This is a genomic window from Streptomyces sp. NPDC002324 (genome assembly GCF_053593335.1).
Genome location: NZ_JBSFCF010000004.1, coordinates 311,780 through 334,490, shown reverse-complemented (window position 1 = coordinate 334,490; position 22,711 = coordinate 311,780). Strand labels below are relative to the sequence as shown.

The 22,711-nt window shown below is 72.2% G+C and carries 27 protein-coding genes; 23 read left to right on the top strand and 4 right to left on the bottom strand.

Going from position 1 to position 22,711, the window contains the following annotated elements; translation table 11 throughout:
* Nucleotides 1–227: 227 nt before the first annotated feature.
* Both ACWCRJ_RS09165 and ACWCRJ_RS09160 read right to left on the bottom strand, forming a co-directional pair.
* On the bottom strand, nucleotides 228–1,559 hold the full coding sequence (locus ACWCRJ_RS09165) for a sensor histidine kinase (RefSeq protein ID WP_450938665.1): 1,332 nt from the start codon (nucleotides 1,557–1,559) through the stop codon (nucleotides 228–230).
* A 758-nt stretch (nucleotides 1,560–2,317) separates the two neighbouring features.
* Nucleotides 2,318–3,553, bottom strand: a complete 1,236-nt coding sequence (locus ACWCRJ_RS09160) for a sensor histidine kinase (protein WP_450938664.1) — start codon at nucleotides 3,551–3,553, stop codon at nucleotides 2,318–2,320.
* Nucleotides 3,554–3,851: 298 nt separating this feature from the next.
* Here ACWCRJ_RS09160 and ACWCRJ_RS09155 point away from each other — a divergent pair, with 298 nt between their 5' ends.
* The 12 genes from ACWCRJ_RS09155 (at nucleotide 3,852) to ACWCRJ_RS09100 (ending at nucleotide 16,026) form a co-directional block, all read left to right on the top strand.
* A complete protein-coding gene (locus ACWCRJ_RS09155) occupies nucleotides 3,852–4,271 on the top strand; it encodes an NADH-quinone oxidoreductase subunit A (RefSeq protein ID WP_046920355.1) in 420 nt (139 codons plus the stop codon).
* Nucleotides 4,262–4,996, top strand: a complete 735-nt coding sequence (locus ACWCRJ_RS09150) for an NADH-quinone oxidoreductase subunit B (RefSeq protein WP_450938663.1) — start codon at nucleotides 4,262–4,264, stop codon at nucleotides 4,994–4,996. Before ACWCRJ_RS09155 ends, ACWCRJ_RS09150 begins: the two co-directional genes overlap by 10 nt.
* Nucleotides 4,993–6,627 carry an NADH-quinone oxidoreductase subunit C gene (locus ACWCRJ_RS09145; RefSeq protein WP_450938662.1) on the top strand — a complete coding sequence of 545 codons (1,635 nt, stop codon included), beginning with the start codon at nucleotides 4,993–4,995 and terminating at the stop codon, nucleotides 6,625–6,627. The genes ACWCRJ_RS09150 and ACWCRJ_RS09145 overlap by 4 nt, the downstream gene beginning before the upstream one ends.
* Nucleotides 6,624–7,592, top strand: coding sequence for a complex I subunit 1/NuoH family protein (locus ACWCRJ_RS09140; protein WP_450938661.1), 969 nt, complete (start codon nucleotides 6,624–6,626; stop codon nucleotides 7,590–7,592). Before ACWCRJ_RS09145 ends, ACWCRJ_RS09140 begins: the two co-directional genes overlap by 4 nt.
* A gap of 2 nt (nucleotides 7,593–7,594) precedes the next feature.
* Nucleotides 7,595–8,287: a NuoI/complex I 23 kDa subunit family protein gene (locus ACWCRJ_RS09135; RefSeq protein ID WP_450938660.1), complete on the top strand. Its 693-nt coding sequence runs from the start codon at nucleotides 7,595–7,597 to the stop codon at nucleotides 8,285–8,287.
* A gap of 47 nt (nucleotides 8,288–8,334) precedes the next feature.
* Nucleotides 8,335–9,003, top strand: a complete 669-nt coding sequence (locus tag ACWCRJ_RS09130; RefSeq protein WP_450938681.1) for an NADH-quinone oxidoreductase subunit J family protein — start codon at nucleotides 8,335–8,337, stop codon at nucleotides 9,001–9,003.
* Nucleotides 9,003–9,425 (top strand): NADH-quinone oxidoreductase subunit NuoK, encoded by a 423-nt coding sequence (nuoK, locus tag ACWCRJ_RS09125; RefSeq protein WP_450938659.1) that lies wholly within the window; start codon nucleotides 9,003–9,005, stop codon nucleotides 9,423–9,425. Before ACWCRJ_RS09130 ends, nuoK begins: the two co-directional genes overlap by 1 nt.
* The gene (locus tag ACWCRJ_RS09120; RefSeq protein WP_450938658.1) at nucleotides 9,422–11,416 is read left to right on the top strand and encodes an NADH-quinone oxidoreductase subunit 5 family protein; all 1,995 of its coding nucleotides are present in this window, start codon (nucleotides 9,422–9,424) and stop codon (nucleotides 11,414–11,416) included. The genes nuoK and ACWCRJ_RS09120 overlap by 4 nt, the downstream gene beginning before the upstream one ends.
* A gap of 6 nt (nucleotides 11,417–11,422) precedes the next feature.
* Nucleotides 11,423–13,030, top strand: coding sequence for a complex I subunit 4 family protein (locus ACWCRJ_RS09115; protein WP_450938657.1), 1,608 nt, complete (start codon nucleotides 11,423–11,425; stop codon nucleotides 13,028–13,030).
* On the top strand, nucleotides 13,027–14,607 hold the full coding sequence (locus tag ACWCRJ_RS09110; protein WP_450938656.1) for an NADH-quinone oxidoreductase subunit N: 1,581 nt from the start codon (nucleotides 13,027–13,029) through the stop codon (nucleotides 14,605–14,607). Before ACWCRJ_RS09115 ends, ACWCRJ_RS09110 begins: the two co-directional genes overlap by 4 nt.
* A gap of 160 nt (nucleotides 14,608–14,767) precedes the next feature.
* Nucleotides 14,768–15,631, top strand: a complete 864-nt coding sequence (gene htpX, locus ACWCRJ_RS09105) for a zinc metalloprotease HtpX (RefSeq protein WP_450938655.1) — start codon at nucleotides 14,768–14,770, stop codon at nucleotides 15,629–15,631.
* Complete coding sequence (locus tag ACWCRJ_RS09100; protein ID WP_450938654.1) at nucleotides 15,628–16,026, top strand: YccF domain-containing protein; 399 nt, start codon at nucleotides 15,628–15,630, stop codon at nucleotides 16,024–16,026. The genes htpX and ACWCRJ_RS09100 overlap by 4 nt, the downstream gene beginning before the upstream one ends.
* A gap of 20 nt (nucleotides 16,027–16,046) precedes the next feature.
* On the opposite strand, the gene ACWCRJ_RS09095 is transcribed toward ACWCRJ_RS09100, so the two are convergent.
* Nucleotides 16,047–17,303, bottom strand: a complete 1,257-nt coding sequence (locus ACWCRJ_RS09095; protein WP_450938653.1) for an APC family permease — start codon at nucleotides 17,301–17,303, stop codon at nucleotides 16,047–16,049.
* A 150-nt stretch (nucleotides 17,304–17,453) separates the two neighbouring features.
* On the opposite strand from ACWCRJ_RS09095, the gene ACWCRJ_RS09090 reads away from it, so the two are divergent.
* Nucleotides 17,454–17,720, top strand: coding sequence for a GlsB/YeaQ/YmgE family stress response membrane protein (locus tag ACWCRJ_RS09090; protein WP_059079086.1), 267 nt, complete (start codon nucleotides 17,454–17,456; stop codon nucleotides 17,718–17,720).
* A gap of 214 nt (nucleotides 17,721–17,934) precedes the next feature.
* Here the strand turns inward: ACWCRJ_RS09090 and ACWCRJ_RS09085 are convergent, their stop codons facing one another.
* Entirely contained in the window at nucleotides 17,935–18,225 is a 291-nt protein-coding gene (locus tag ACWCRJ_RS09085) for a hypothetical protein (protein WP_450938652.1), read from the bottom strand.
* A 150-nt stretch (nucleotides 18,226–18,375) separates the two neighbouring features.
* Between ACWCRJ_RS09085 and ACWCRJ_RS09080 the strand changes: the two genes are divergently transcribed.
* From ACWCRJ_RS09080 to ACWCRJ_RS09035, 10 genes are all read left to right on the top strand, one after another.
* Nucleotides 18,376–18,867, top strand: coding sequence for a hypothetical protein (locus tag ACWCRJ_RS09080; protein ID WP_450938651.1), 492 nt, complete (start codon nucleotides 18,376–18,378; stop codon nucleotides 18,865–18,867).
* A 14-nt stretch (nucleotides 18,868–18,881) separates the two neighbouring features.
* Nucleotides 18,882–19,508: a hypothetical protein gene (locus ACWCRJ_RS09075; RefSeq protein WP_450938650.1), complete on the top strand. Its 627-nt coding sequence runs from the start codon at nucleotides 18,882–18,884 to the stop codon at nucleotides 19,506–19,508.
* The gene (locus ACWCRJ_RS09070; RefSeq protein ID WP_450938649.1) at nucleotides 19,505–20,053 is read left to right on the top strand and encodes a hypothetical protein; all 549 of its coding nucleotides are present in this window, start codon (nucleotides 19,505–19,507) and stop codon (nucleotides 20,051–20,053) included. Before ACWCRJ_RS09075 ends, ACWCRJ_RS09070 begins: the two co-directional genes overlap by 4 nt.
* Nucleotides 20,050–20,418 (top strand): DUF6907 domain-containing protein, encoded by a 369-nt coding sequence (locus tag ACWCRJ_RS09065; protein ID WP_450938648.1) that lies wholly within the window; start codon nucleotides 20,050–20,052, stop codon nucleotides 20,416–20,418. The genes ACWCRJ_RS09070 and ACWCRJ_RS09065 overlap by 4 nt, the downstream gene beginning before the upstream one ends.
* A gap of 73 nt (nucleotides 20,419–20,491) precedes the next feature.
* Nucleotides 20,492–20,686 (top strand): hypothetical protein, encoded by a 195-nt coding sequence (locus tag ACWCRJ_RS09060; protein WP_450938647.1) that lies wholly within the window; start codon nucleotides 20,492–20,494, stop codon nucleotides 20,684–20,686.
* A complete protein-coding gene (locus ACWCRJ_RS09055; protein ID WP_450938646.1) occupies nucleotides 20,683–21,669 on the top strand; it encodes a DUF2637 domain-containing protein in 987 nt (328 codons plus the stop codon). Before ACWCRJ_RS09060 ends, ACWCRJ_RS09055 begins: the two co-directional genes overlap by 4 nt.
* Nucleotides 21,666–21,839, top strand: a complete 174-nt coding sequence (locus ACWCRJ_RS09050; RefSeq protein WP_450938645.1) for a hypothetical protein — start codon at nucleotides 21,666–21,668, stop codon at nucleotides 21,837–21,839. Before ACWCRJ_RS09055 ends, ACWCRJ_RS09050 begins: the two co-directional genes overlap by 4 nt.
* On the top strand, nucleotides 21,836–22,162 hold the full coding sequence (locus ACWCRJ_RS09045; protein ID WP_450938644.1) for a hypothetical protein: 327 nt from the start codon (nucleotides 21,836–21,838) through the stop codon (nucleotides 22,160–22,162). Before ACWCRJ_RS09050 ends, ACWCRJ_RS09045 begins: the two co-directional genes overlap by 4 nt.
* Before the next feature lie 96 nt (nucleotides 22,163–22,258).
* Complete coding sequence (locus ACWCRJ_RS09040; protein ID WP_450938643.1) at nucleotides 22,259–22,507, top strand: hypothetical protein; 249 nt, start codon at nucleotides 22,259–22,261, stop codon at nucleotides 22,505–22,507.
* 16 nt (nucleotides 22,508–22,523) lie between these two features.
* Entirely contained in the window at nucleotides 22,524–22,697 is a 174-nt protein-coding gene (locus tag ACWCRJ_RS09035) for a DUF6257 family protein (RefSeq protein ID WP_450938642.1), read from the top strand.
* Nucleotides 22,698–22,711 lie beyond the last annotated feature (14 nt).

The window sequence follows — 22,711 nt, the reverse complement described above, 5'->3', positions numbered from 1 at the left end:
CGCCCAAGGGCGAAGCCCTTGGGCGCGCCGGTCGAGAGCCGTCCGCCGCGGGACGGCGGTGGGCGGTTGTTCGAACCGTCGGCCCGTCGCTCTCCGCCTGCTCCTCGCCCCCGCCGTCAGATCCCCGCCGTCAGAACTCGCCGTCAGATCCCCGCGGTGAGATCCTCGCCGTCAGATCCCCGCGGCCAGATCCCCGCGGTCAGATCCCCGTTGTGGGATCCCCGCCGTCAGACCGTTCGCCAGGGCAGCTCCGCCGTCACCCGGGTCGGGCCGCCGGCAGGGGAGTCGACGACCATGATGCCGTCGACCGCCCCGATCCGCTCGGCAAGCCCCGCCAGGCCCGAGCCGCGCCCGGTGTCGGCGCCGCCCACGCCGTCGTCGGCGACCTGGAGCATCAGCCGGTTCTCGACCTTCCACACATCCACGGTCGCCCGCGAGGCCCCCGCGTGCTTGCTGACGTTCTGCAGCAGCTCGGAGACGGTGAAGTACGCGATGCCCTCGATCGCCGGCACCGGCCGTGCCGGGAGGTCCACGTCCACCATCACCGGCACCGCACACCGGGAGGCGACCGACGACAGCGCCGCGTCGAGCCCCCGGTCGGTCAGCACGGCCGGATGGATGCCTCGCGCGAGATCCCGCAGCTCCTGGAGCGCCGTCTTCACCTCACCGTGCGCCGAGTCCACCATCACCGCCGCCGCGCGGGGATCCTCGGCCAGCTTCTCCTTCGCCAGTCCCAGGTCCATGGCCAGCGCGACCAGCCGGGCCTGCGCACCGTCGTGCAGATCCCGCTCGATCCGCCGCAGGTCAGCGGCGGCCGTGTCGACGACGACCCCCCGGTCCGACTCCAGCTCCACGACCCGCGCGCCCAGCCGCGAGGGCCCGAGCAGCGCGCCCACCATCACCCGGTCGACCGTCGTCAGCCCGCGCACGATCCACGGCGAAGCCATCGTGAAGAGCAGTCCGACCAGCGCGGTCACGGTCACCTCGAACGGGTTGTCGAGATACACGGAGTGCGTCTCGTCCCCGTACAGCTGCAACCCGTCCTGCCCGGCCCACACGGGGAACACCCAGAACCACAGGGGGTACGTCAGCAGCGCCCACCCGTACGTCCAGAAGGTCACCGCCACCACGAAGGAGAACACCGACCACGGGAACTGGATCACCGCGTACAACAGCTGCCGCCACGACGACCCGCTGCGCAGCACGGCGCCCATCCACGCCATCGCCCCGCGCCCCTTGGGCCGCAACGGCTCCGGCGCGCACACCTCCACCCCGAGCAACGCCCGCGCCCGCGCCCGCTCCAGCGCGCCGAACCCCCGGCACCCGGCGAGCCCCGCCGCCAGCACCGGGACCCCGAGGAACGTGATCAGCAGCCCCGCGCCGACCGACACCATCGTCACGGCGTACGTGAACAGCAGGATCCCGACGGGCAGCCCCAGCAGCACGTACCCGAACTCCCGCCAGCTGCGCGCCTCGATCGGCGCCCGCAGCCCGGCCGGCATCCGATGCCGCCGCTCCTCGCCCCAACTCCCGTACCCGTCCCCGTACTCCGAAGCCATCACCGTCGCCCGCCTTCGCTGATCCCGCACTCCCGATGTCGTACACCCACCCTGCTCGCCCCACACCTCCCGGACCATGGAGCGAGTCACCGTCTCGACAGGGGGGTTTTCCCCACCCCGCACAACCACACGAACCCCCCAACGCCCCACGCACGCACAGAACCCGCTACGGCGTGGAGGCGTGCTTGTCAGGGGCGCGGGGAACTGCGCGAACACCCCCACGCTCCGTCACCCGCGCACGCACAGGAACCCGCTACGGCGTGGAGGCATGCTTGTCGGGGGCGCGGGGAACGGCGCGAACACCCCCGCGCTCCGTCACCCGCGCACGCACAGAACCCGCTACGGCGTGGAGGCGTGCTTGTCGGGGGCGCGGGGAACTGCGCGATCACCCCCACGCTCCGTCGTCCGCGCACGCACAGGAACCCGCTACGGCGAGGGGGCGTGCTTGTCGGGGGCGCGGGGAACGGCGCGAACACCCCCACGCTCCGTCGTCCGCGCACGCACAGGAACCCGCTACGGCGAGGGGGCGTGCTTGTCAGGGGCGCGGGGAACTGCGCGATCACCTCAACGCTCCGCCACCCGCGCACGCACAGAATCCGCTACGGCGGGGAGGCGTGCTTGTCGGGGGCGCGGGGAACTGCGCGAACACCCCCCACAAACCCGATCCCCGCCCACCCACGCATAACCCCACGGCGACCAGGCAACAGCCCCACCACGAAAGACCCACACCCCCAGCCCCCGAACCACGTACCCCCCGCTCAACCGCCGGCGGCACCCCGTCCACGCCAAGGCAACTCCGCCGTCACAGTCGTAGGCCCCCCCACCGGCGACTCGATCACGAACACTCCATCCACCGCGTCGATCCGCTCCGCCAGCCCGGCGATCCCACTGCCCCCATCGAGCCGCGCACCCCCACGCCCGTCGTCCCACACCTGGATCAACAGCCGTTCGTCGGACCGCCACACATCCACCGAGGCAGCCCTCGCCCCACTGTGCTTACTGATGTTCTGCAGCAACTCGGACACGGTGAAGTACGCGATCCCCTCGATCGCGGCGGCAGGCCGCGCGGGCAGATCGACGCTCACCTTCACCGGCGCCGCACACCGCGAGGCGACCGACGACAGCGCCGCGTCGAGCCCCCGGTCCGTCAGCACCGCAGGATGAATCCCCCGCGCCAGATCCCGCAGCTCCTGCAACGCCAGCTTCACCTCACCATGCGCCTCCTCCACCATCGAGGCGGCCGCGTCGGGGTCCTCCAGCAGCTTCTCCTTGGCGAGCCCGAGCCCCATCGCCAGATTCACCAGCCGCGCCTGCGCCCCGTCGTGCAGGTCCCGCTCGATCCGCCGCATGTCGGCCGCGGCCGTGTCGACCACGACCCCCCGGTCGGACTCCAGCTCCGCGATCCGCCGCTCCAGCTCGTCGGACGGCGACAGCAGCGACCGCACCATCACCCGGTCCACGTTCGTCAGCCCCCGCACGATGTACGGCAGCACCGGCCACGCCACGAACAGCCCCGTGAGGGTGATGACGAACGTCGTCACGGCCCACGGCATCCGGATCAGCTCGTACAGCATCGAACGCCAGCCGACGGGATCCTTCACGCTCATCCACACCTGCGCGAAGAACCCCTCGTCCGCCCGCCGCCCGCTCCCCCGGAACGGCAGCGGACTCGGCTCGTCCACCCCCACCCGCAGCAGCGCCCGCGCCCGCATCCGCTCCAGCCGCCCCAGCTGCCGGGCCCCCATCAACGCGGCGGCGAGCAGCGGAAAACCGATCACGGTCAACGTCAGGAAGGCACTGGTGAACAGCACCGTCGTCACGTACACGAACCCGAGCAGCGCGAACGGCAGGTTCGCCAGCAGATGTGCGATCTCCCGCCACGTCTGCGCCCCGAAGGCGAACCGCGCCGGCGGCAGCGGCTCGGACGGCGTCTGACTGGAGGGCAGCGGGCGACCGTACGGCCGCCCGGAGCCGGAGGATGGGGATGCGGTCATGCCCACCACCCTGCCCGCCCGCGCCAGCCCCGCGCCATGAGGCGGACCGCCCCGGCCGCCCTGGGGAAAACCCCACCCCACCCCGTCCTGCCCCATGTCGCCCGCTCTCCTCTCGCCGCGCACCGCCCCGTCCCACCCACGCCGGACCGCCCTCGGGAGTGCCGACCTGTGACGGGCTGCTTACGGTCTCTTTAGCAGGGCCTAGACTCCCGTGCGTACAGATCGTCGAACAGCGAAGTACGTACGGCGTCCGCATCACGTACGTACGAATCGCCTGGCCAGGGAGCGAGGGACGGACGTGCCGGAACCGACCGTCGCCGTAGCGGCGCAGCCGACCGTCGCCGTAGCGGCGGACTACTTCCAGTCCTACTCGGTGGTCGGACTGCTCGCCGCCGTGGGCGTGCTCTTCGTCGCCGTCGCCTTCGGCGCGGGACGCCTGCTGCGGCCGGAGGTGCCCACCCGGGAGAAGCTCCTGACGTACGAGTGCGGCGTCGACCCCGTCGGCGAGGGCTGGGCCCACACCCAGGTCCGCTACTACGTCTACGCCTTCCTCTACGTCATCTTCGCCATCGACTCGATCTTCCTCTTCCCCTGGGCGACGGTCTTCGCGGACCCCGGCTACGGCGCGACGACCCTCGTCGAGATGTTCGTCTTCCTCGGTTTCCTCGCCGTGGGCCTGCTCTACGCATACAAGAAGGGCGTCCTGGCATGGACGTGACCCCAGAAACGAACGCGCGGCACACGCACCCGCCGCAGCCGGGCGCGTCGGAGCCGCTGGACACCCCGGCGCCCGTCCTCCTCCCGGAGCCGAAGCGGCTGGGCGCCCTCGCCCGTCTCGCCCCGGAGCCGATGAAGGTGATCCTCAACTGGGGCCGCCGCTACTCCCTCTGGGTCTTCAACTTCGGCCTCGCCTGCTGCGCGATCGAGTTCATCGCCGCATCCATGGCCCGCCACGACTTCATCCGTCTCGGCGTGATCCCGTTCGCGCCGGGCCCGCGCCAGGCCGACCTGATGGTGGTCTCGGGCACGGTGACGGACAAGATGGCCCCGGCGGTGAAGCGCCTGTACGAACAGATGCCGGAGCCGAAGTACGTCATCTCCTTCGGCGCGTGCAGCAACTGCGGCGGCCCCTACTGGGACTCCTACTCCGTCACCAAGGGCGTCGACCAGATCATCCCCGTCGACGTCTACGTCCCCGGCTGCCCGCCCCGCCCCGAGGCCCTGCTCCAGGGCATCCTCAAACTCCAGGAGAAGATCGCCCGGGAGTCCCTGGGGGAGCGGTACGGCAACGGCGGCGGCCCCGGCACGACGACCGGCCCGGCGGCGGGGTCCCGCCCCTCCACGGCGGCCCTGCAGAGCGGCTTGGTGAAGCCGCCCGCCGCCACGACCGACACCGGAACGGCTCCCGGCGGCGCCACCGGAGTGGAAGTGGGAGACAAGTGACCGGCTGGCTGCCCGCCCCCGCCGAGGAACTCTTCGGCCCGGAGGCCACGGCCGAGGAGTCGTACGGCGTCCTCACCGTGGACGTCCCGCCCGCATCCTGGACCGAGGCGCTGCGCACGGCCCGCTCCACCCTGGGCTGCACCTATTTCGACTGGCTGAGCGCGGTCGACGAACCGGGCACGGGCTTCCGCGTGGCGGCGCACGTGGTGGCCCTGGCCCCGGTCCGCCGTCTGCTCGTGCGCACGACGGTCCCCCACGAGTCCCCGGTCCTGCCGACCGCCGTCGACATCTACGCCGGCGCGGCCTGGCACGAACGCGAGACCCACGAAATGTTCGGCGTCCGCTTCGAGGGCCACCCCGCCCTGGACCACCTCCTCCTCCCGGAGAACTTCGAGGGCCACCCCCTCCGCAAGGACTTCGTCCTCGCCGCCCGCGTGGCCAAGGCCTGGCCCGGGGCCAAGGAGCCCGGGGAGCCTGCGGCGGGCGCGGCACACGGCGGCCCCAAGCGCCGCCAGATGCTTCCCCCCGGCGTGCCCGACCCCAACGAATGGGGCCCCCTCAAGGGCCAACTCCCCCCGGCCCCGACCCGCCCGACCCGAGGCGCGGCCCCGCGAGCAGCCGGCGACCGCCCACCCCGCCGCACCCGCACCGCGAGCGAGGCCGCAGCCGACCAGCCGACTCCCGGTCCGGCACCGGACGCGGGCGCCGCCGCCCCGGCCCCGCGCCGCGCCCGCACGGCAGCGCAGGGTTCGGCGAGTCAGACGCCCGCCGGCCAGACGCCCGCCGGTCCGGCGCCGGACGCGGGCGGCAGTGCCTCGGCCCCGCGCCGCGCCCGCACGGCAGCGCAGGGTTCGGCGAGCCAGACGCCCGCTGGCCAGACGCCCGCTGGTCCGGCGCCGGACGCGGGCAGTAGTCCCTCGGCCCCGCGCCGCGCCCGGAGCGCGAGCGAGGGGTCTGCCACGCAGCGCACCCAGCCGCAGAGCCGGCCCTCTCCGGCCGCGCCCAGCGCCTCCGGGTCCCCGTCCGCCGCCGGCCTGCCCGCCTCGCAGGAGCCGGCCGCACCTGAGAGCCGGGCCGCCTCCGACCAGCAGCGCCCCTCCGGCCCCGCGACCACCCCCGCCGAGACGACCGCCCCCGCCGAGCCGACGTCTCCCGCCGAGCCGACATCTCCCGCCGGACCGCGCCGCGCCCGCAGCGCGTCAGGAGGCTCGGCGAGTCAGCGCGACGCGACCCCGGACGACACCCCCGGCACCGCCGAGTCCGCACCGCAGCCCGGCCCCACCCGGCCCGCCCCCCGCAGCACGGACGCCCCTTGGCACCACGCCCGCCCGGCTTTCGACGAGCCGAAGCCGGAGCCGGAGCCCAAGCCCGAGCGCGAATCCGAGCCCATCCCGCAGCCCGAGCCCGAGCCCGCCCCGCAGCCCGAGCCCGCCCCGCAGCCCGAGCCCGCCCCGCAGCCCGAGCCCGAGCCCGCCCCGCACCCCGAGCCACAGCAACCCGCGTCGCCCGGCACACCCCCGGACGACGACGCACCCCCGGACGACGACGCACCCGAGGACAACGGCACCCCCACCGAAGTCACCCCCCGCGACACCCCTGACCCCGAACGCCCCACGGGAGGCTCGCAGTGAACGACGCTCTGGACGTCGCCCTGCGACTCCTCATCGTCTTCGTCGTCTTCCTCACCTTCCCCCTGATCATCGGCCAGACCGAGCACAAGGTGATGGCCCACATGCAGGGCCGCCTCGGCCCCATGTACGCCGGCGGCTTCCACGGCTGGGCCCAACTCATCGCGGACGGCGTCAAGTTCGCACAGAAGGAAGACATCGTCCCGGCCGGCGCCGACCGCCGCGTCTTCCAGCTCGCCCCCGCCGTGGCCCTCCTCCCGTACCTGCTAGTCCTCCTCGCCATCCCGATCGGCCCCGGCGAGGGCGCCGTCGGCGAGGTCATCGACGCCGGTGTCTTCTTCGTCCTCGCCGTGATGGGCGTCGGCGTCCTCGGCTCCCTCATGGCCGGCTGGGCCTCCGCCAACAAGTTCTCCCTCCTCGGCGGCCTCCGCACCGCCGCCCAGCTCCTCGCGTACGAACTCCCGATGCTGCTCACGGCCGCCTCCGTGGCGATGGCGGCCGGCACGGTCTCCCTCGTCGGCATCCTCGACGCCTTCGAGTGGTGGTGGCTCCCCTGGCAGATCGTCGGCGCGATCGTCTTCTTCGTCGCCGGTCTCGCCGAACTCCAGCGCCCGCCCTTCGACATGCCCGTCGCCGACTCGGAGATCATCTTCGGCGCCTACACCGAGTACACCGGCCTCCGCTTCGCCCTGTTCCTCCTCGCCGAGTACGCCGGCATCGTCGTCCTGTGCGGCCTGACCACCGTCCTCTTCCTCGGCGGCTGGCACGGCCCCTGGGGTGCCGACGGCCTCGGCTGGGTCTGGACCCTCCTGAAGACCGCCGTCCTCGCCTTCGTCGTCATCTGGCTCCGCGTGACCTACCCCCGGCTGCGCGAGGACCAGCTCCAGAAGCTCTCCTGGACCCTCCTCGTCCCCCTCTCCCTCGCCCAGATCGCCCTCACCGGCGTCGTCAAGGTGGTGATCCAGTAGCCATGGCCCCCATTCCCGGCAGTGGCCTCGCGAAGGGCCTGGCCGTCACCCTCCGCACGATGACGAGGAAGACCGTCACCGCGCAGTACCCGGACGTCCAGCCCGAACTCCCGCCCCGCACCCGCGGCGTCATCGGGCTCTTCGAGGAGAACTGCACGGTCTGCATGCTGTGCGCCCGCGAGTGCCCGGACTGGTGCATCTACATCGACTCCCACAAGGAGACGGTCCCGCCCGCCGCCCCCGGCGGCCGCGAACGCAGCCGCAACGTCCTCGACCGCTTCGCCATCGACTTCTCCCTCTGCATGTACTGCGGTATCTGCATCGAGGTCTGCCCCTTCGACGCCCTCTTCTGGTCCCCGGAGTTCGAGTACGCCGAGACCGACATCCACGAACTCACCCACGAGCGCGACAAGCTCCGTGAGTGGATGTGGACCGTCCCCTCCCCACCGCCCCTCGACCCCTCGGCCGAGGAGCCCAAGGAACTGGCCGCCGCCCGCAAGACCGCCGAAAAACTGGCCACCGCCCAGGCCACCGAGACACCACGACCCCCGCGGACCCAGCCCCCCGAACCACCGGCCACCCCGGGCGCCCCACCGACCACCCCAGCCACCCCACCGACGGGAACACCCACCCCGCCGACCGCACCGCCCAAGCCACCGACCACACCGGCCGAGCCACCGGAGGGAGACGCGTGAGCCTCGCCGCAGCCTCGGCCGCCGCCGTCACCACGACGCACCCCGCCCTGGCCTCCACCACCCTGGCCGCCGTCGAGACCCGCGGCTTCCTCTCCCCGACCGGCGTCGAGATCGCCTTCCTCCTCGTAGGTCTGGTCACCTTCGGCGCCGCGATCGTCACCGTCACCACCCGGCAGCTCGTGCACGCCGCCCTGTGGCTGGTGGTGGCCCTCGGCGGGCTCGCCGTCGAGTACCTCCTGCTCACCGCCGAGTTCATCGCCTGGGTGCAGGTCCTCATCTACGTCGGTTCCGTCGTCGTCCTCCTCCTCTTCGGTCTGATGCTCACCAAGGCCCCCATCGGCCGCTCCCCGGACGCCGACTCCGGCAACCGCTGGGCAGCCCTCACCGTGGCCCTCGCCTCGGCCGCCGCCCTCGTCTGGGTCGTCGTCGACGCCTTCCGCACCACCTGGATCGACCTCGACGGCCCCGCCGCCGGCTCCACCGAGGCCACCGGCGAGAGCCTCTTCCAGCACTGGGTCCTCCCCTTCGAGGCCCTCTCCGTCCTCCTGCTCGCAGCCCTGGTCGGCGCGATCGTCCTCTCCCGCAAGGCGAAGCAGGACCCCCCGACCCCGGCCCCCACCCCTCGCCCCCGCAACGGCGACGGCCTCCGCAACGCCGACGGCACCCGCACCGGCACAGGCACCAGCACCCCCACCGGCAACGGAGGCGTCCGCTGATGCACCTCGCCTACCCCGCCGTACTCTCCGCCCTCCTCTTCTGCACGGGCCTCTACGGCGTCCTCGCCCGCCGCAACGCGATCCTCGTCCTGATGTCCGTCGAGCTGATGCTCAACGCCGTCAACCTGAACCTCGTCGCCTTCGACGTCTGGCTGAGCAGGGCCGCCGAGGAGACCCTGCACTCCGGCCAGGCCCTGACCCTGTTCACGATCACCATCGCCGCCGCCGAGATCGGCATCGGCCTGGCGATCGTCCTCGCCGTCCACCGCAACCGGGGCACCGCCGACATCGACAAGCTCCGCGACACCGCCGAGGGCCACGAGAGCGACGGCCCCGACAACCCCGACGGCCCCGAAGACCCCGCCGAAGCCGGAGAACCCGGCCGACCCGAGCGGAGCGAGAAGGCTGAGGCCACCACGTGACCACGACCACTCTCGCCGTCCTCGTCCCCCTCCTCCCGTTCCTCGGCGCCGCGACCGGCCTCCTCCTCGGCCGCACCGCCCCCGGCTTCGTCCGCCCCCTCGCCGTCCTGCCCACCCTCACGGCCTTCGTCCTCGCCGTGCTGGTCGCCGTACGCCAGGGGGGCGACGCCCCGGTCGACGCGGCCACCCAGCTCACCCCCACCGGTTCGGTCCCCGTCGAACTCGCCCTGTACATCGACGGCTTCGCCGCCCTGGTCGCCGTCCTGGTGGGCCTGGTCGCGACCTGTGTGCAGATCTACTCGACGGGCTATCTCCGCGACGACCCGCGCTACCCCTCCTACGCCGCTCTCGTCTCCCTCTTCACCTCCGCCATGCTGCTCGTCGTCTACTCCGGCGACCTGATGGTGCTCCTGGTCGGCTGGGAGATCATGGGCATCTGCTCGTACTTCCTGGTCGGCCACTACTGGGAGACCCCGGAGGCCCGCGCCGCCTCCCTCAAGGCCTTCTTGGTCACCAAGCTCGGCGACGTCCCCTTCCTGATCGGTCTGTTCGCCCTCGCCACCGACGCCGGTTCCTTCCGCATCACCCGGATCCTGGCCACCGTCACCGAGGGCGGCCTCGACCACCCGACGCCGATCGCCCTCCTGCTCCTCGCCGGCGTCGCGGGCAAGTCGGCCCAGTTCCCGCTGCACACCTGGCTCCCCGACGCGATGGCGGGCCCGACGCCCGTCTCCGCGCTGATCCACGCCGCGACGATGGTCGCCGCCGGTGTCTACTTCGTCGCCCGCCTCCTGCCGGTCTTCGCCGCCTCCTCGGCGGCCCTGCTCGTCCTCGCCGTCATGGCCGCGGTGACCATGACCGGCTCGGCCCTCGCCGCGCTCGCCCAGGACGACATCAAGCGCGTCCTCGCCTACTCGACGATGGGCCAGCTCGGCTACATGACCGGCGCCCTCGCCGTCGGCGACCGGGGTGCCGCCGTCTTCCACCTCATCTCCCACGGCGCCTTCAAGGCGCTGCTGTTCCTCGCGGCCGGCGTGATCATCCACGCCGCCGGCACCAACTCCCTGGCCGCCATGTCCCGCATGAGCCACCTGCCCGCCCGCGTCCCCGACGCCTTCTGGACGATGACCGTGGCGCTGCTCGCCCTCGCCGCGATCCCGCCCTTCAGCGGCTTCTTCTCCAAGGAGTCCGTCCTCGGAGCCGCCGAGCACGCCGCCGGCGGCCACGCCCAGCCCGTCCCCGGCGCCGCCGGCTGGACCGTCCTGGTCGCCGGTGTCGCCACGGCCCTGCTCACCGCCGCCTACGCGACCCGCCTGTGGCTGCTCGCCTTCCGCGGCAAGGGAACCGAAGCGCCCGACCACGGCCGACAGCCCCGCACGATGACCGTCGTGCTCTGGGTGCTCGCCGTCCCCTCCCTCGCCCTCGGCGGGTTCGCCTACGGCAGGCTCCCCGACTGGTTCGACGGCGACGGCCTGGCCCCCACCCTGACCACGTCCGTCCTCGGCACGGGCGCCGCCCTGATCGGCGCCCTGCTGACGTACGCGGCCTGGCGCTCCACCAGGGCCGAGGCCGCCCGTGTCCCCCTGGGCGCCGTCGCGGCCCATCCGGACGCGGACGCCGGCACGGTCGAGGCGGAGGCCATCGCCGGCCACACCCCGGCCTACGGGGACGTGGCCTCGGCGCCCGACCCGGCGGACCCGGGCCGCCGTCTGCTCGGCCCGCTGCACCGCCACGCCGCCGCCGGCTTCCACCTCGACGCCGTGTACGCGGCTCTCTTCGTCCGCCCGGTCCAGGCCAGCGCGCGTCTCGTCCGGTTCCTCGACCGCGAGGTCGTCGACACCTACGTGAACGGCGCGGGCGCCCTGCCCCGCCTGCTGGGCGCGGCCGTACGCCGGGCGCAGACCGGCAATGTCCAGACCTATGTGAGCGCGCTGCTCGCCGGCACCGTCGTCCTGGTGGTCGCCGCCCTCGTCGTCGCCACGGGAGCGTGAGCAGGCGTGATCGATATCAACGAGTCCGTGATGCAGGTCCTTCTGGCGTTGATCGTCGTCGGCCCGCTCATCGGTGCCGCCGCCGCTCTCCTCCCGGCCCCGCCCGGACTGAAGGGGAAGTCACCCGAGCAGGCCGTGCTCCGCCACGGGATCGTGGTGACCGGCGCGGTCCTCATCGCCGCGATCGTCCTCGCGCTCGGCTTCGACCACGACCAGCCGTCGAAGATGCAGGCCGGCACGGACATCAGCTGGATCCCGGCACTCGACGTGCGCATCCACCTCGGCATCGACGGCATCTCCCTCCCCCTCCTGGTCCTGACCGCGCTGCTGACCTTCCTCTGCGCGCTCTACTCCTACTTCAAACAGCAACATCAGCAGCTGAAGCCGCGGGCCACGGGCCCGTCCCCGAAGGCCTTCGTCGCGCTGGTGCTCGTCCTGGAGTCCGGCACCCTCGCGACCTTCGCCGTCCTCGATCTGCTGCTGTTCTTCCTCGCGTTCGAGATGGTGCTCATCCCGATGTACTTCCTCATCGCCCGCTGGGGCGGTGAGCAACGCACACGGGCCGCTTGGAAGTTCATCCTCTACACCCTGCTCGGATCCGTGGTCATGCTGCTGGGCCTGCTCCTGATCGGACTCAGGGCCGGCACCTTCGACATAGTGGCACTCACCACTGACAATCACCCCGAACTGACCACATCCGTGCAGGTCGTCGCCGCTTTGTCCATCGGGATCGGGCTCGCCGTCAAGACCCCGATGTGGCCGCTGCACAGCTGGCTGCCGGACGCCCACACCGCCGCCCCGACCGTCGGCTCGGTCCTGCTGGCCGGCGTCCTGCTGAAGATGGGCACGTACGGGTTCGTGCGCATCCTGCTGCCGATCACCCCGGACGGGTTCCGCGCCTTCGCGCCCTACCTCGCCGCCTTCGCGGTCGTCGGCATCATCTACGGCTCGCTCGCCTGCCTCGCCCTCGCCAAGCAGGGCGCGAAGGGCGACCTCAAGCGCCTCATCGCGTACTCCTCCGTCGGCCACATGGGCTTCGTGCTCCTCGGCATCGCCACGATGACCCCGACCGGCGTGAACGGCGCGCTGTTCGCCAACATCGCCCACGGCCTCATCACCGGCCTGCTCTTCTTCCTGGTCGGCGCCCTCAAGGACCGCACCGGCACCACCGACCTCGACACCCTCGCGCGGGAGACCGGCGCCGCCCTCTACGGCAGGGCCCCGCGCCTCGGCGGCCTGCTCGCCTTCGCCGCCGTCGCCTCCCTCGGACTGCCCGGACTCGCCGGGTTCTGGGGCGAGATGCTGGCGCTGTTCGGCGCGTTCGAGCCCGCCGAGGGCCTCAGCCGCCCGGCCTTCCTCACCTTCATGACGATCGCCGCGTTCGGCACGCTCCTCACCGCCGCGTACCTGCTGATCGTGGTCCGCCGGGTCTGCATGGGCGCCGTCCCGCAGGACGCGCAGGACGTGCCGCGGCTCGCGGACGTACAGCCGTACGAGTTCGCGGCCTGGACCCCGCTCGTCGCCCTCACCGTCCTCGCCGGCCTCTGGCCCGCGGCCCTCCTCGGTCTGACCGACCCGGCCGTGCAGCAGCTCCTCGCAGGAGGCACCCGTTGAGCCCCTTGGCCCAGCCGCCGGTCCACGCCCAGGCACAGACCCTGGCCGAGTCCGTCGTCCAGTCCGTCGACTGGCTCGCGATCGCGCCGCCCACGATCGCCGCGGTCGTCGGCCTCGCCGTACTCGTCGCCGACCTGTTCGTGGGCGACACCAGGAAGGCGGCGCTCGGCTGGACCTCCGTCGCGGGCCTCACGGCCTCCCTGGTGGCCCTGCTGCCCCTCCTCGACGGCGACCGCGCCACCTTCTGCCTGACCGGCGCCCCGGACGTCTGCAGCTACACCGCGGACCGCTTCACCCTCGTCGTCCAGTTCCTCGTCCTCGGCGGCGCTCTCCTGACCGCCCTGCTGTCGATGACGGCCCTGAACGACGACAAGAAGGCCCTGCCCGCCGGGGAGTTCTGGTTCCTGCTGCTGTCGTCCGCCGCGGGCGCCGCGCTCCTGCCCGCCTCCCGCGACCTCGCCACGCTCGTCGTCGCCCTGGAGGTCGCCTCGCTGCCCGCCTTCGCGCTCGTCGGCATCCGGCTCGGCGACAGGCGTTCCTCCGAGGCCGCCCTGAAGTTCTTCCTGTCGTCCGTCACCGCCACCGCCGTCAGCCTGCTCGGCATCAGCTTCGTCTACGCCACGACCGGCACCCTGTACCTCACCGAGATCGCCGACCGCATCCAGAACGTCGACGCCCAGCTGCACACCGTCACCCAGGCCGGCGTCGTCCTCACCCTCATCGGCTTCGCCTTCAAGACCGCCGCGGTCCCGTTCCACTTCTGGGTCCCCGACACCTACGTCGGCGCCCCCCTGCCGGTGGCGGCCTACCTGTCGGTCGTCGGCAAGGCGGTCGGCTTCTCCGGGCTCATCCTGCTCACGGTCGTCGCCCTCCCGTCGTACGCCGACGTCTGGGGCCCCGCCCTCGTCGCCCTGGCCGCCCTCACCATGACCGTCGGCAACCTCGGCGCGCTCGGACAGCGCTCCACGCGCGCGTACAGCGCGGTCCGGCTGCTCGCCTGGTCCTCCGTCGGCCAGGCCGGCTACCTCCTCGTCCCGATCGCGGCGGCCGCGTACGCGGACAACACCGACGACGCGCGGAAGGCCGTCGGCTCGACGGTCGCGTACGCCCTGATGTACGCGGTGGTGAACCTGGGCGCCTTCGCCGTGGCCGCCCTGGTCGGCCGTACGAAGACCCTGAACCGCGTCAGCGACTACCAGGGTCTCTACGCGTCCCGCCCCCTCTCCGCCCTGCTCCTGGCCTTCTTCCTGCTCTGCCTCGCGGGACTGCCGCCGGGCGTCATCGGTCTGTTCGCCAAGGTCACCGTCTTCTCGGCGGCCGTCGACGCGGGCCTCGGCTGGCTCGCCGTCGTGATGGCCGTCAACGTGGTGATCGCCCTCTTCTACTACCTCCGGTGGACGGCGCTGCTGTTCCGCACGCGCGCGGACGCGACCGAGGGCGCGACGGCCGGAGCACCCCTCCCGCACCGCGTCCCGGCGCCCCTGACCGCCGCCCTCGCCCTCACCGGAATCTTCGGCATCGCGCTGTCCGGCGCGCCCCAGCTCGTCCTGCGCTTCGCCGGCATCGGTCTCTTCTAGCCGGCCCGCCCACCCGGACGGCCCAGCGGCGGTCCGCGCGCACAAGGGAACTAGTGCCTCCCGCCTGGCGTTGACCAGTACGGGAGGGTCCACTGAGAGGTGGAGTCAACAGCGACAGCAAGCAAAGGGTTCCCCTGCCGCACGACTTGGAGGGCGTACCGTGCACCGCCGGCACAACGGGCTCAGGACCGCCGTACTCCTCGGGGGACTGTCCGCACTCATCATCGTCATCGGAAGCCTCTTCGGCCGTACGGGCCTGATCATCGCGGTCGTCGTCGCCCTCGGCACGAACGCGTACGCGTACTGGAACAGCGACAAGCTGGCTCTACGCGCGATGCGCGCCCGCCCGGTCAGCGAGTTCGAGGCCCCGGCGCTGTACCGCATGGTCCGTGAACTCTCCATGCAGGCCCGACAGCCCATGCCCCGCCTGTACATCTCGCCGACGGACGCCCCGAACGCCTTCGCGACCGGCCGCAACCCGCGCAACGCGGCCGTGTGCTGCACCGACGGCATCCTGCGCCTGCTCGACGAGCGCGAGCTGCGCGGCGTCATCGGCCACGAACTGAGCCATGTCTACAACCGGGACATCCTCATCTCGTCGGTCGCCGGCGCCCTCGCCTCCGTGATCATGTTCCTGGTGAACTTCGCCTGGCTGATCCCCATCGGCCGCTCGGACGACGACGACGGCCCCGGCCTCCTCGGCATGTTGCTGATCATGATCCTGGGCCCGCTCGCCGCGTCCCTCATCCAGCTCGCCATCAGCCGCTCCCGGGAGTACGAGGCGGACGCCTCCGGCGCCCACCTCACCGGTGATCCACTTGCCCTCGCCAGCGCCCTTCGCAAACTGGAAACAGGCACCAAGCAACTGCCGCTGCCCCCGGAGCCCCGGATCGAGACCGCGAGCCACATGATGATCGCGAACCCCTTCCGGCCGGGCCAGGGATTCTCCAAGATGTTCTCGACACATCCGCCGATGGCGGAACGCATCGCCCGACTCGAGAAGATGGCAGGTCGCCCCCAGTGAAGACCATTCTGAACATCATCTGGCTGATACTCAGCGGATTCTGGCTCTTCGTCGGCTATCTGTTCGCAGGCTTGCTTCTGTGCATCACGATCATCGGCATCCCGTTCGGGATCGCGTCGTTCCGCATCGGGATCTACGCCCTGTGGCCCTTCGGATACAGCGCCGTCGAGCGCCGTGAGGCGGGCGCGCCCTCCTGCCTCGGCAACATCCTGTGGCTGCTCCTGGCGGGCTGGTGGCTGGCGCTGACGCACATCGTCACGGGCCTCGTGCTCTGCATCACGATCATCGGCATCCCCTTCGGCATCGCCAACTTCAAGCTCGTCCCGGTCTCACTGATGCCCCTGGGCCGCGAGATCGTCCGCTCCGACCAGCCCTTCGCCCAGCAGCGCTTCTAGCCGGCAGGCACACGGGCGCGCTAACCGCTCCGCCCCGCCCACCACCGCCGTACGCCGTACGCCGCCGCCCCCACGCCGAGGACGGCGGCGCCCGTGCCCACCGACGACGCGGGCAGCGCGAACGCCAGGACGGCGCACCCCACGAGCCCGATCACCGGCACCACGCGCGAGAGGGGCGCGGAACTCAGCGTCCAGGCAGACACGTTGGCGACCGCGTAGTACGCGAGGACGCCGAAGGAGGAGAAGCCGATCGCGCCCCGGACGTCGACCGTGGCGGCCAGCACGGCGACCACCGCACCGACGGCCAGTTCCGCCCGGTGCGGTACCTGGAAGCGTGGGTGCACGGCGGCCAGGGCGTCCGGCAGATGCCGGTCACGGGCCATGGCGAGGGTGGTGCGGGAGACGCCCAGGATGAGTGCCAGCAGCGAACCGAGCGCGGCCACGGCGGCTCCCACCCGCACCACGGGCACCAGCCCCGGCACCCCGGCCGCCCGCACCGCCTCGGCCAGCGGAGCCGCGGCCCGCCCCAGCCCGCCGGAGCCCAGCACCGCGAGAACCGCCACGGCGACGGCCGCGTACACGACCAGCGCGATGCCCAGCGCGAGCGGGATCGCACGCGGGATGGTGCGCGCCGGATCCCGCACCTCCTCGCCGAGGGTCGCGATCCGGGCGTACCCGGCGAACGCGAAGAACAACAGCCCGGCCGCCTGCAGCACCCCGCCCACGCCCTCCGACGCGCCGCCGCCCAGCCGCCCGGCGTCCGCCTCGCCCGACCCCAGGCACACGACCACCACGGCGGCGAGGACCGCCAGTACCACCGCCACGATCACCCGCGTCAGCCACGCCGACTTCTGCACGCCGCCGTAGTTCACCGCCGTCAGGGCGACCACGGCCGCCACCGCCACGGCGTGCGCCTGCCCCGGCCATACGTACGCCCCCACGGTGAGCGCCATCGCCGCGCACGAGGCCGTCTTGCCGACGACGAACGACCAGCCGGCCAGATACCCCCAGAAGGGGCCGAGCCGCTCACGCCCGTACACGTACGTGCCACCGGACGCCGGGTACCGGGCCGCCAGCCGCGCAGACGACATCGCGTTGCAGTACGCGACCACGGCGGCGAGCGCGAGCCCGAGCAGCAGCCCCGACCCGGCCGCGCGCGCGGCCGGGCCCAGCGCGGCGAAGATCCCCGCGCCGACCATCGACCCGAGGCCGACGACCACGGCGTCCCCCACCCCGAGCGTGCGGCGCAGTGCGGCGCCCGATCCGGCCTGTGTCATGCGCCGCACCCTACTGACCTCCGCAACCACCGGATGTCGCCCGGGCGTCCTCCCGGACAACAGGGCGGGACGGCATGATGCCTGGTCCCTGCGGGGGGAAACACAGCACGATCAGAGCAGTGGGACGGCACGAAAGGGCAGGTTCTCGGCATGAGCATCATCGGCTGGATCGTTCTGGGGCTGTTGGCCGGCGCCATCGCCAAACTCCTGCTGCCTGGCCGGGACCCGGGCGGCTTCATCGGCACGACCCTCATCGGCGTCGCGGGTGCCTTCATCGGCGGCTGGATCTCCGCCCGCTGGCTGGACCGCCCGATCTCCGAGGACTTCTACGACGGCGCCACCTGGGCGGCCGCGATCGGCGGTTCCCTCGTCCTGCTGATCGCCTACCGCATCCTGTTCGGCCACTCCCGCCGCTGAGCACGCCCGTCGCACGCGAACCCGGGTCCGGCCCGGGTTCGCGTGCGGACGATCACCGGTAGTTGACGTACCGTCCGGTTGATCCTCTGACCTGCACGTGGCCCCTGGAAGGGGGGTTGACGTGCGGAAACTACTGTCAGTACTTGCCAACGTTGCACATCGTTATTCGGGACCTTGTGCCCCGACTGTGCCCTGGCCTCTAAGCGCCGGAGACCTATGCCAGGTCCGTGCGCTTTCCCTGCCCCGGCCGCTCGAAGTCGATGATGGTCTTCGGCTTCCAGACCGGGGACCGACCGAACACCGCATCGGGCTCGGGCAACTCGCCGCGCCGGCGGGATCGGTACGTACGGATGGTCTGCGACGTCACGCCCCAGTAGTCGGCGACGTCGCCGATGCTCCAGTAGTCCGCGTTCGGGTCGGCCATGTCCTGCCTCATCGTCTTCGTGGTGTGGACAAAGTCCAACCAGGTTGCCACGTCGACGTTCCGCAACTTCGCTGCATTCATGTTGACAAGGTTCCCGACGGTGGGTAACTTTGTCAATGTCAGAGCGACAAGGTGAGTGACCTCATCAGCACTGACGCAAGCGGCCCCCGCCGGTGTTAGCGCACCGAACGAGGGCCTGACGGAATCACCTGCGTCAACAGGAGAACCGCTGTGTTGAACCTTCTCATGACCCCGAGCCGTCGCCGTACGGTGCGCAGCCTGCTCGGCACCGTTGCCGACGCCGTCCGCTCCGTCGTCGCCCCCGCGACGCTCGTCGAGCAGACCGCCACCGAGGCGCCCGAGCCCGCCACCGACCCGGCGGACGTCTACACCGAGGCCGACATGCCCGAGCTGGTCGTCATCGAGCGCGCCGCGCTCAGCCTCGACCTCGCCAACGACAACGCCCGCCGTGCCGACCGCGCCAAGCGCGCCGCCCGCAAGATCCTCGACCGGCTCCCCGCCGGCACCTACGGCCAGTGGATCGTCGAGCGCGTCACCTCCAGCCGGCAGACCGCAGACCTCGACCAGATCAGGGCGATCTTCAAGGCCAACAACCTCGGCCCGGTGCCGATGAAGTCGAACGCCCCCTCGCTGAAGGTCCGCCGCGCCGAGATCGTCCCGGCCGACACCACCGCCATCGCCGCCGAACTCGCCGCCGTCTGAGGGGACTGACCGCCATGAAGAACAGCATCCGCATCCACGCCGGTCTTCTCGCCACCACCGCGGGCTGCGTCCGCAACACCCGGCCCCGCATCAAGATCGACCCGACCCACCCCCGCGCGGACCGGCCCCTCGCCGACGACACCCACACCACCAACAAGGCCGTCGCGGTCTACCTCGCGAACCAGCTGTACGCCCAGGCCCTCAAGGAGGACAACCCGGCCGCCACCCTCGACGACATCGCCGACGCCCTCCCCGCGGTCTTCGCCGAGATGGGCGCCACCGACACGCTGCTGCCCGAGGTCGCCGACAGGGTATGGGCCTTCGTGATCGTTGCGTACGCCCGCGCCGAGGTCGGCGACGACTACGGCTACGTCCTCGACATCCTCGCGGACAACGTCCGGCACGGCCGCGACCCTCAGGCCGTCCGCGACGAGGTGCCCCGCGTGGTCGAGAAGATCCGAGCCTCCCGCATCGTCGGCCGTCTCTGGGAGGCCCGCGACGCTGTCGAAGGGCCGTGGACCGCGATCCTCGACATTCTCCTCGCGGAGATCGACAAGGGCGCCGACCCGCAGGCCGTCCTCGACCAGGCCGCCGACCTGATGCACCAGGCCCGCACCGAGCAGGCCGGAGGCAACCGGTGAGCTTCCAGCCCGCCGAGCAGGCGCCCACCCTTGACGGGGTGGGCGCCCGCCCCGAGCCCACCGACCTCGCCGTTGCGATCCGTGTTGGGCAGAAGATGCTCGCCGTCTACGGCGACACCAGCGGCTTCGACGTCTTCGCGTTCGCCCAGGCCCACGGCGGTCTCGCCGAGGCGCTCCGGATTCTGCTGCGCGCCCTCGACGCCGAGGCGGACGGGGAACTTCGGTCTCCCGAGAACCCGAAGTCGGACCAGCGCTGCCCGGCCGCTCACCCCGACGACCCCACCCCGTGCACCGGCCCGCCCACCGTAACCGTCCTCGACCAGCACAACGCCGGCGCCGACGGATGCCAGCACCACGCCGCTCGCCTCCTCGCCAGCCTGGACGGGGGCAGGGTGTACGGCCTGCCGCACGCCACGCCCGGCACCGCCATCCGCGTCTTCAAGGCCGCCGCCACCGTCCGTCCGTTCCCGTGGGTCGACGGCCCGCGCACCCGCCCCGAGCAGCTCTCCCGCGCCGAGAACCGTCAGGCCGGTGAGCAGCAGTGACCGAGCCCCGCACGATCACCCTGCCCACCGAGGACCACGGCCCGGTCACCCTGCCCGAACCCGCCTGGTGCCGCGGCCACTCCGACCACCAGCCGGACACCTACCGCACCGACCTCACCCACTACGGGCACGAGCACCGGCTCACCTTCAACGGCATCGAGCTGTTCCGGCTCATGCTGGCGCAGACCCCGTACGCCGACCGGGCGTCCCGCCAGGTGTGCGCGTACGTCGAGGAGACCGGATACACCGGCTCCCTGGACGTCGCCGGCCTGTACGACCTGGCCGCCGCCCTCGACGGTGCCGCCGACCACATGCGCGAGTTCGCCGACCAGCTCGCCGCCCTCCTCGACGGGGGCGACCAGTGACAGACGCCGAGCGCGACGCCCTCCACAAGAAGCTCGCCGAGACCAACCGCCGCTCCTCCGAAGGAACCGGCCGGTGAGCGCCCGTCCCGTACGCCGCCCGACCGAGGTCGCCGCCCTCCGCGCGGCCGCCCGGTCGGCCCGGCGACTCCCGCCCGTCCCCGCCCTCATGGCCGCGCTGCTCGTCGCACACGACCGCCGGGACCGTGAAGGCGTCCAGCTTGCCGCGCACCTCGTCGTGCGCGCCGCCGCCCCGGAGGTGGGCGAATGATCTCCAACCCGACCCGAGCCCTGGCCATCGCTGCCGGCGTCGTCATCATCGCGCTCACCGCTGCCGCGTTCTGGCTCTCGTACGCGCACCTCGCCGAAGTCGCCCTCGCCCACGGCATGGAGGGCAAGGAGGTCCGGGCGTGGGCGTGGCCCGCAACCCTGGACCTGTTCATCGTCGCCGGGGAACTGCTCATGCTGCGGGCCGCGCTCGCCGGCACCGTCGACCGGTGGGCGATCGGGCTCACGGTCGTCGGCTCCGGCTCGTCGATCGCGTTGAACGTGGCCGGGGTCGGTACCGCCGCCGGGACCCTCGACTACGTGGTCGCCGCCGTACCACCCACCGCCGCGCTGCTCGCGTTCGGCGCACTGATGAGGCAGATCCACCAGGCCCTCGCCGGACGCGACGAGGAGGGGTCCTCGTCAGTGAGTACCCCTGCCATCGAGGTGACCGTGGAGCGGGCAGAAACTGCCCAGCCGAAGGCGCTCCCCGAGCCCGTCGAGGTGGTCCCGGCCGGGGCCCGGATGCTGCCGCTCGTGGCACGCTCGGAGCCGAGGAAGACGTTCGTCTTCGACCACTCCCGGCAGCAGTACATGCCCTCCGGCAGCACGAACGGATACGTGGACTGGCCGGCCGCCGAGGAGGAGCCGGTGGTCACCGACCCGTACGAGGAGTGGTCACCCGACCTCGACGACGAGGGGTACCCGCTGCCGGGTACCCCCAGCGATGAGGCGCCCGACCTGGTGACCACTTCGGTACCCGCCGAGGCCCCCCGGCAGGTGGTCACCGAGGTCGTCACGCTCACCCCGTCCGAGCTGCGGCGCAGGGCCTCCAAGTTGAACCGGGAGTTGGTCACCTCGACGAACCGGCCGGTGACCATCGACCGGCTCCGCGACGAGTTCAATCTCAGCCGCCGCGAGGCTACCGAACTGCGGCGCGAAGTGGTCGGCACGGTGGCACTCGTTCCGGGGGAGGTGCGGTCGTGAGGTCGCTCGCCCTGGGTGCCGTCCTGGCCCTCGTCTGGCTGCTGCTCGGGTCGCCGCTGGTGACCGTCGCCGCCGTGCTGCCCGTCCTCGCCGAGCCGGTCACCATCGCCTTCGCCCTCGGCCTCGCCGCCCGCCCGTACGTACGCCGGCCGAGGAGGTGGACGGCATGAGCGACGCCCTCGACAAGGCCGAGCAGGCGGTGCGCGCCGCCGAGACCGACACCGCCGCGGTTCAGCTGGCGATGGCGGCCATGGAGTTGGCGAAGCTCGCCACCCAGCAGCAGGCCCAGGCGCCGGCGCAGCAGTGCCAGCACGACCACCAACGCACCGGCCGCAGCGCAGGCGAGTGGATCGGCATCGCGTGCGCGGTGTGCGTCGGCTCGATCGGCCTGGCGTTCGCGTCCCTCGCGCTCGCCATCCTCGGCGGGGTCGCCGCGATCGTCGTCCTCGTCCTGCGGGACATGTGGCGCGACATGCAGAAGGGCCGCCGCTGACGGTCCCTCCGTCCTCGGCAACCGTGTCGATATCGACACGGTTGCGGGGGCGCGGTGGGGCCGGACAGCCGGCCCGCAACCCAGGGAGACCCCGACATGAGCAACAGCACCGAGACCACCGCCCAGGCCCCCGCACCGCAGGGCACCCACCAGTACCTGCTCACCCTCCAAGTCCCCATGGGCGGCGGTCTCTCCACCGGCTGCTGGACCGGCACGTGGACCCCGCCCGAAGGCACCACCCGCCACGACGTCTACCAGGCGCTGCGCAGCGACATCACCAGCAAGAACCCGGAGTACCGCGACGCGTCGGTCCTGTTCTTCGACGTCCAGCCCAACCAGCTCTGACCGGCGAGGAGACGTCATGGCCGACGGCCCCAAGTTCAGCGACTTCACCACCAGCGAGAAGCTCCGCGTCGCCGCCCTCACCGCCCGCATGGCGAAGCGCGGCCTGGCCGGTGACGGCGTCGACATCTCCGACCTGCAACGCAAGGTCGAGCGGATCGAGCGCCAGGCCGCCAGCCGCAAGAAGAAGTAGCAACGCCCCGGGGA

Coding starts and splice junctions, on each gene's coding strand:
- ACWCRJ_RS09165 (WP_450938665.1), bottom strand. CDS start 1,559: ATGGCTTCGGAGTACGGGGACGGGTACGGGAGTTGGGGCGAGGAGCGG.
- ACWCRJ_RS09160 (WP_450938664.1), bottom strand. CDS start 3,553: ATGACCGCATCCCCATCCTCCGGCTCCGGGCGGCCGTACGGTCGCCCG.
- ACWCRJ_RS09150 (WP_450938663.1), top strand. CDS start 4,262: ATGGACGTGACCCCAGAAACGAACGCGCGGCACACGCACCCGCCGCAG.
- ACWCRJ_RS09135 (WP_450938660.1), top strand. CDS start 7,595: ATGGCCCCCATTCCCGGCAGTGGCCTCGCGAAGGGCCTGGCCGTCACC.
- nuoK (WP_450938659.1), top strand. CDS start 9,003: ATGCACCTCGCCTACCCCGCCGTACTCTCCGCCCTCCTCTTCTGCACG.
- ACWCRJ_RS09095 (WP_450938653.1), bottom strand. CDS start 17,303: ATGACACAGGCCGGATCGGGCGCCGCACTGCGCCGCACGCTCGGGGTG.
- ACWCRJ_RS09090 (WP_059079086.1), top strand. CDS start 17,454: ATGAGCATCATCGGCTGGATCGTTCTGGGGCTGTTGGCCGGCGCCATC.
- ACWCRJ_RS09085 (WP_450938652.1), bottom strand. CDS start 18,225: ATGAATGCAGCGAAGTTGCGGAACGTCGACGTGGCAACCTGGTTGGAC.
- ACWCRJ_RS09075 (WP_450938650.1), top strand. CDS start 18,882: ATGAAGAACAGCATCCGCATCCACGCCGGTCTTCTCGCCACCACCGCG.
- ACWCRJ_RS09055 (WP_450938646.1), top strand. CDS start 20,683: ATGATCTCCAACCCGACCCGAGCCCTGGCCATCGCTGCCGGCGTCGTC.
- ACWCRJ_RS09045 (WP_450938644.1), top strand. CDS start 21,836: ATGAGCGACGCCCTCGACAAGGCCGAGCAGGCGGTGCGCGCCGCCGAG.
- ACWCRJ_RS09040 (WP_450938643.1), top strand. CDS start 22,259: ATGAGCAACAGCACCGAGACCACCGCCCAGGCCCCCGCACCGCAGGGC.
- ACWCRJ_RS09035 (WP_450938642.1), top strand. CDS start 22,524: ATGGCCGACGGCCCCAAGTTCAGCGACTTCACCACCAGCGAGAAGCTC.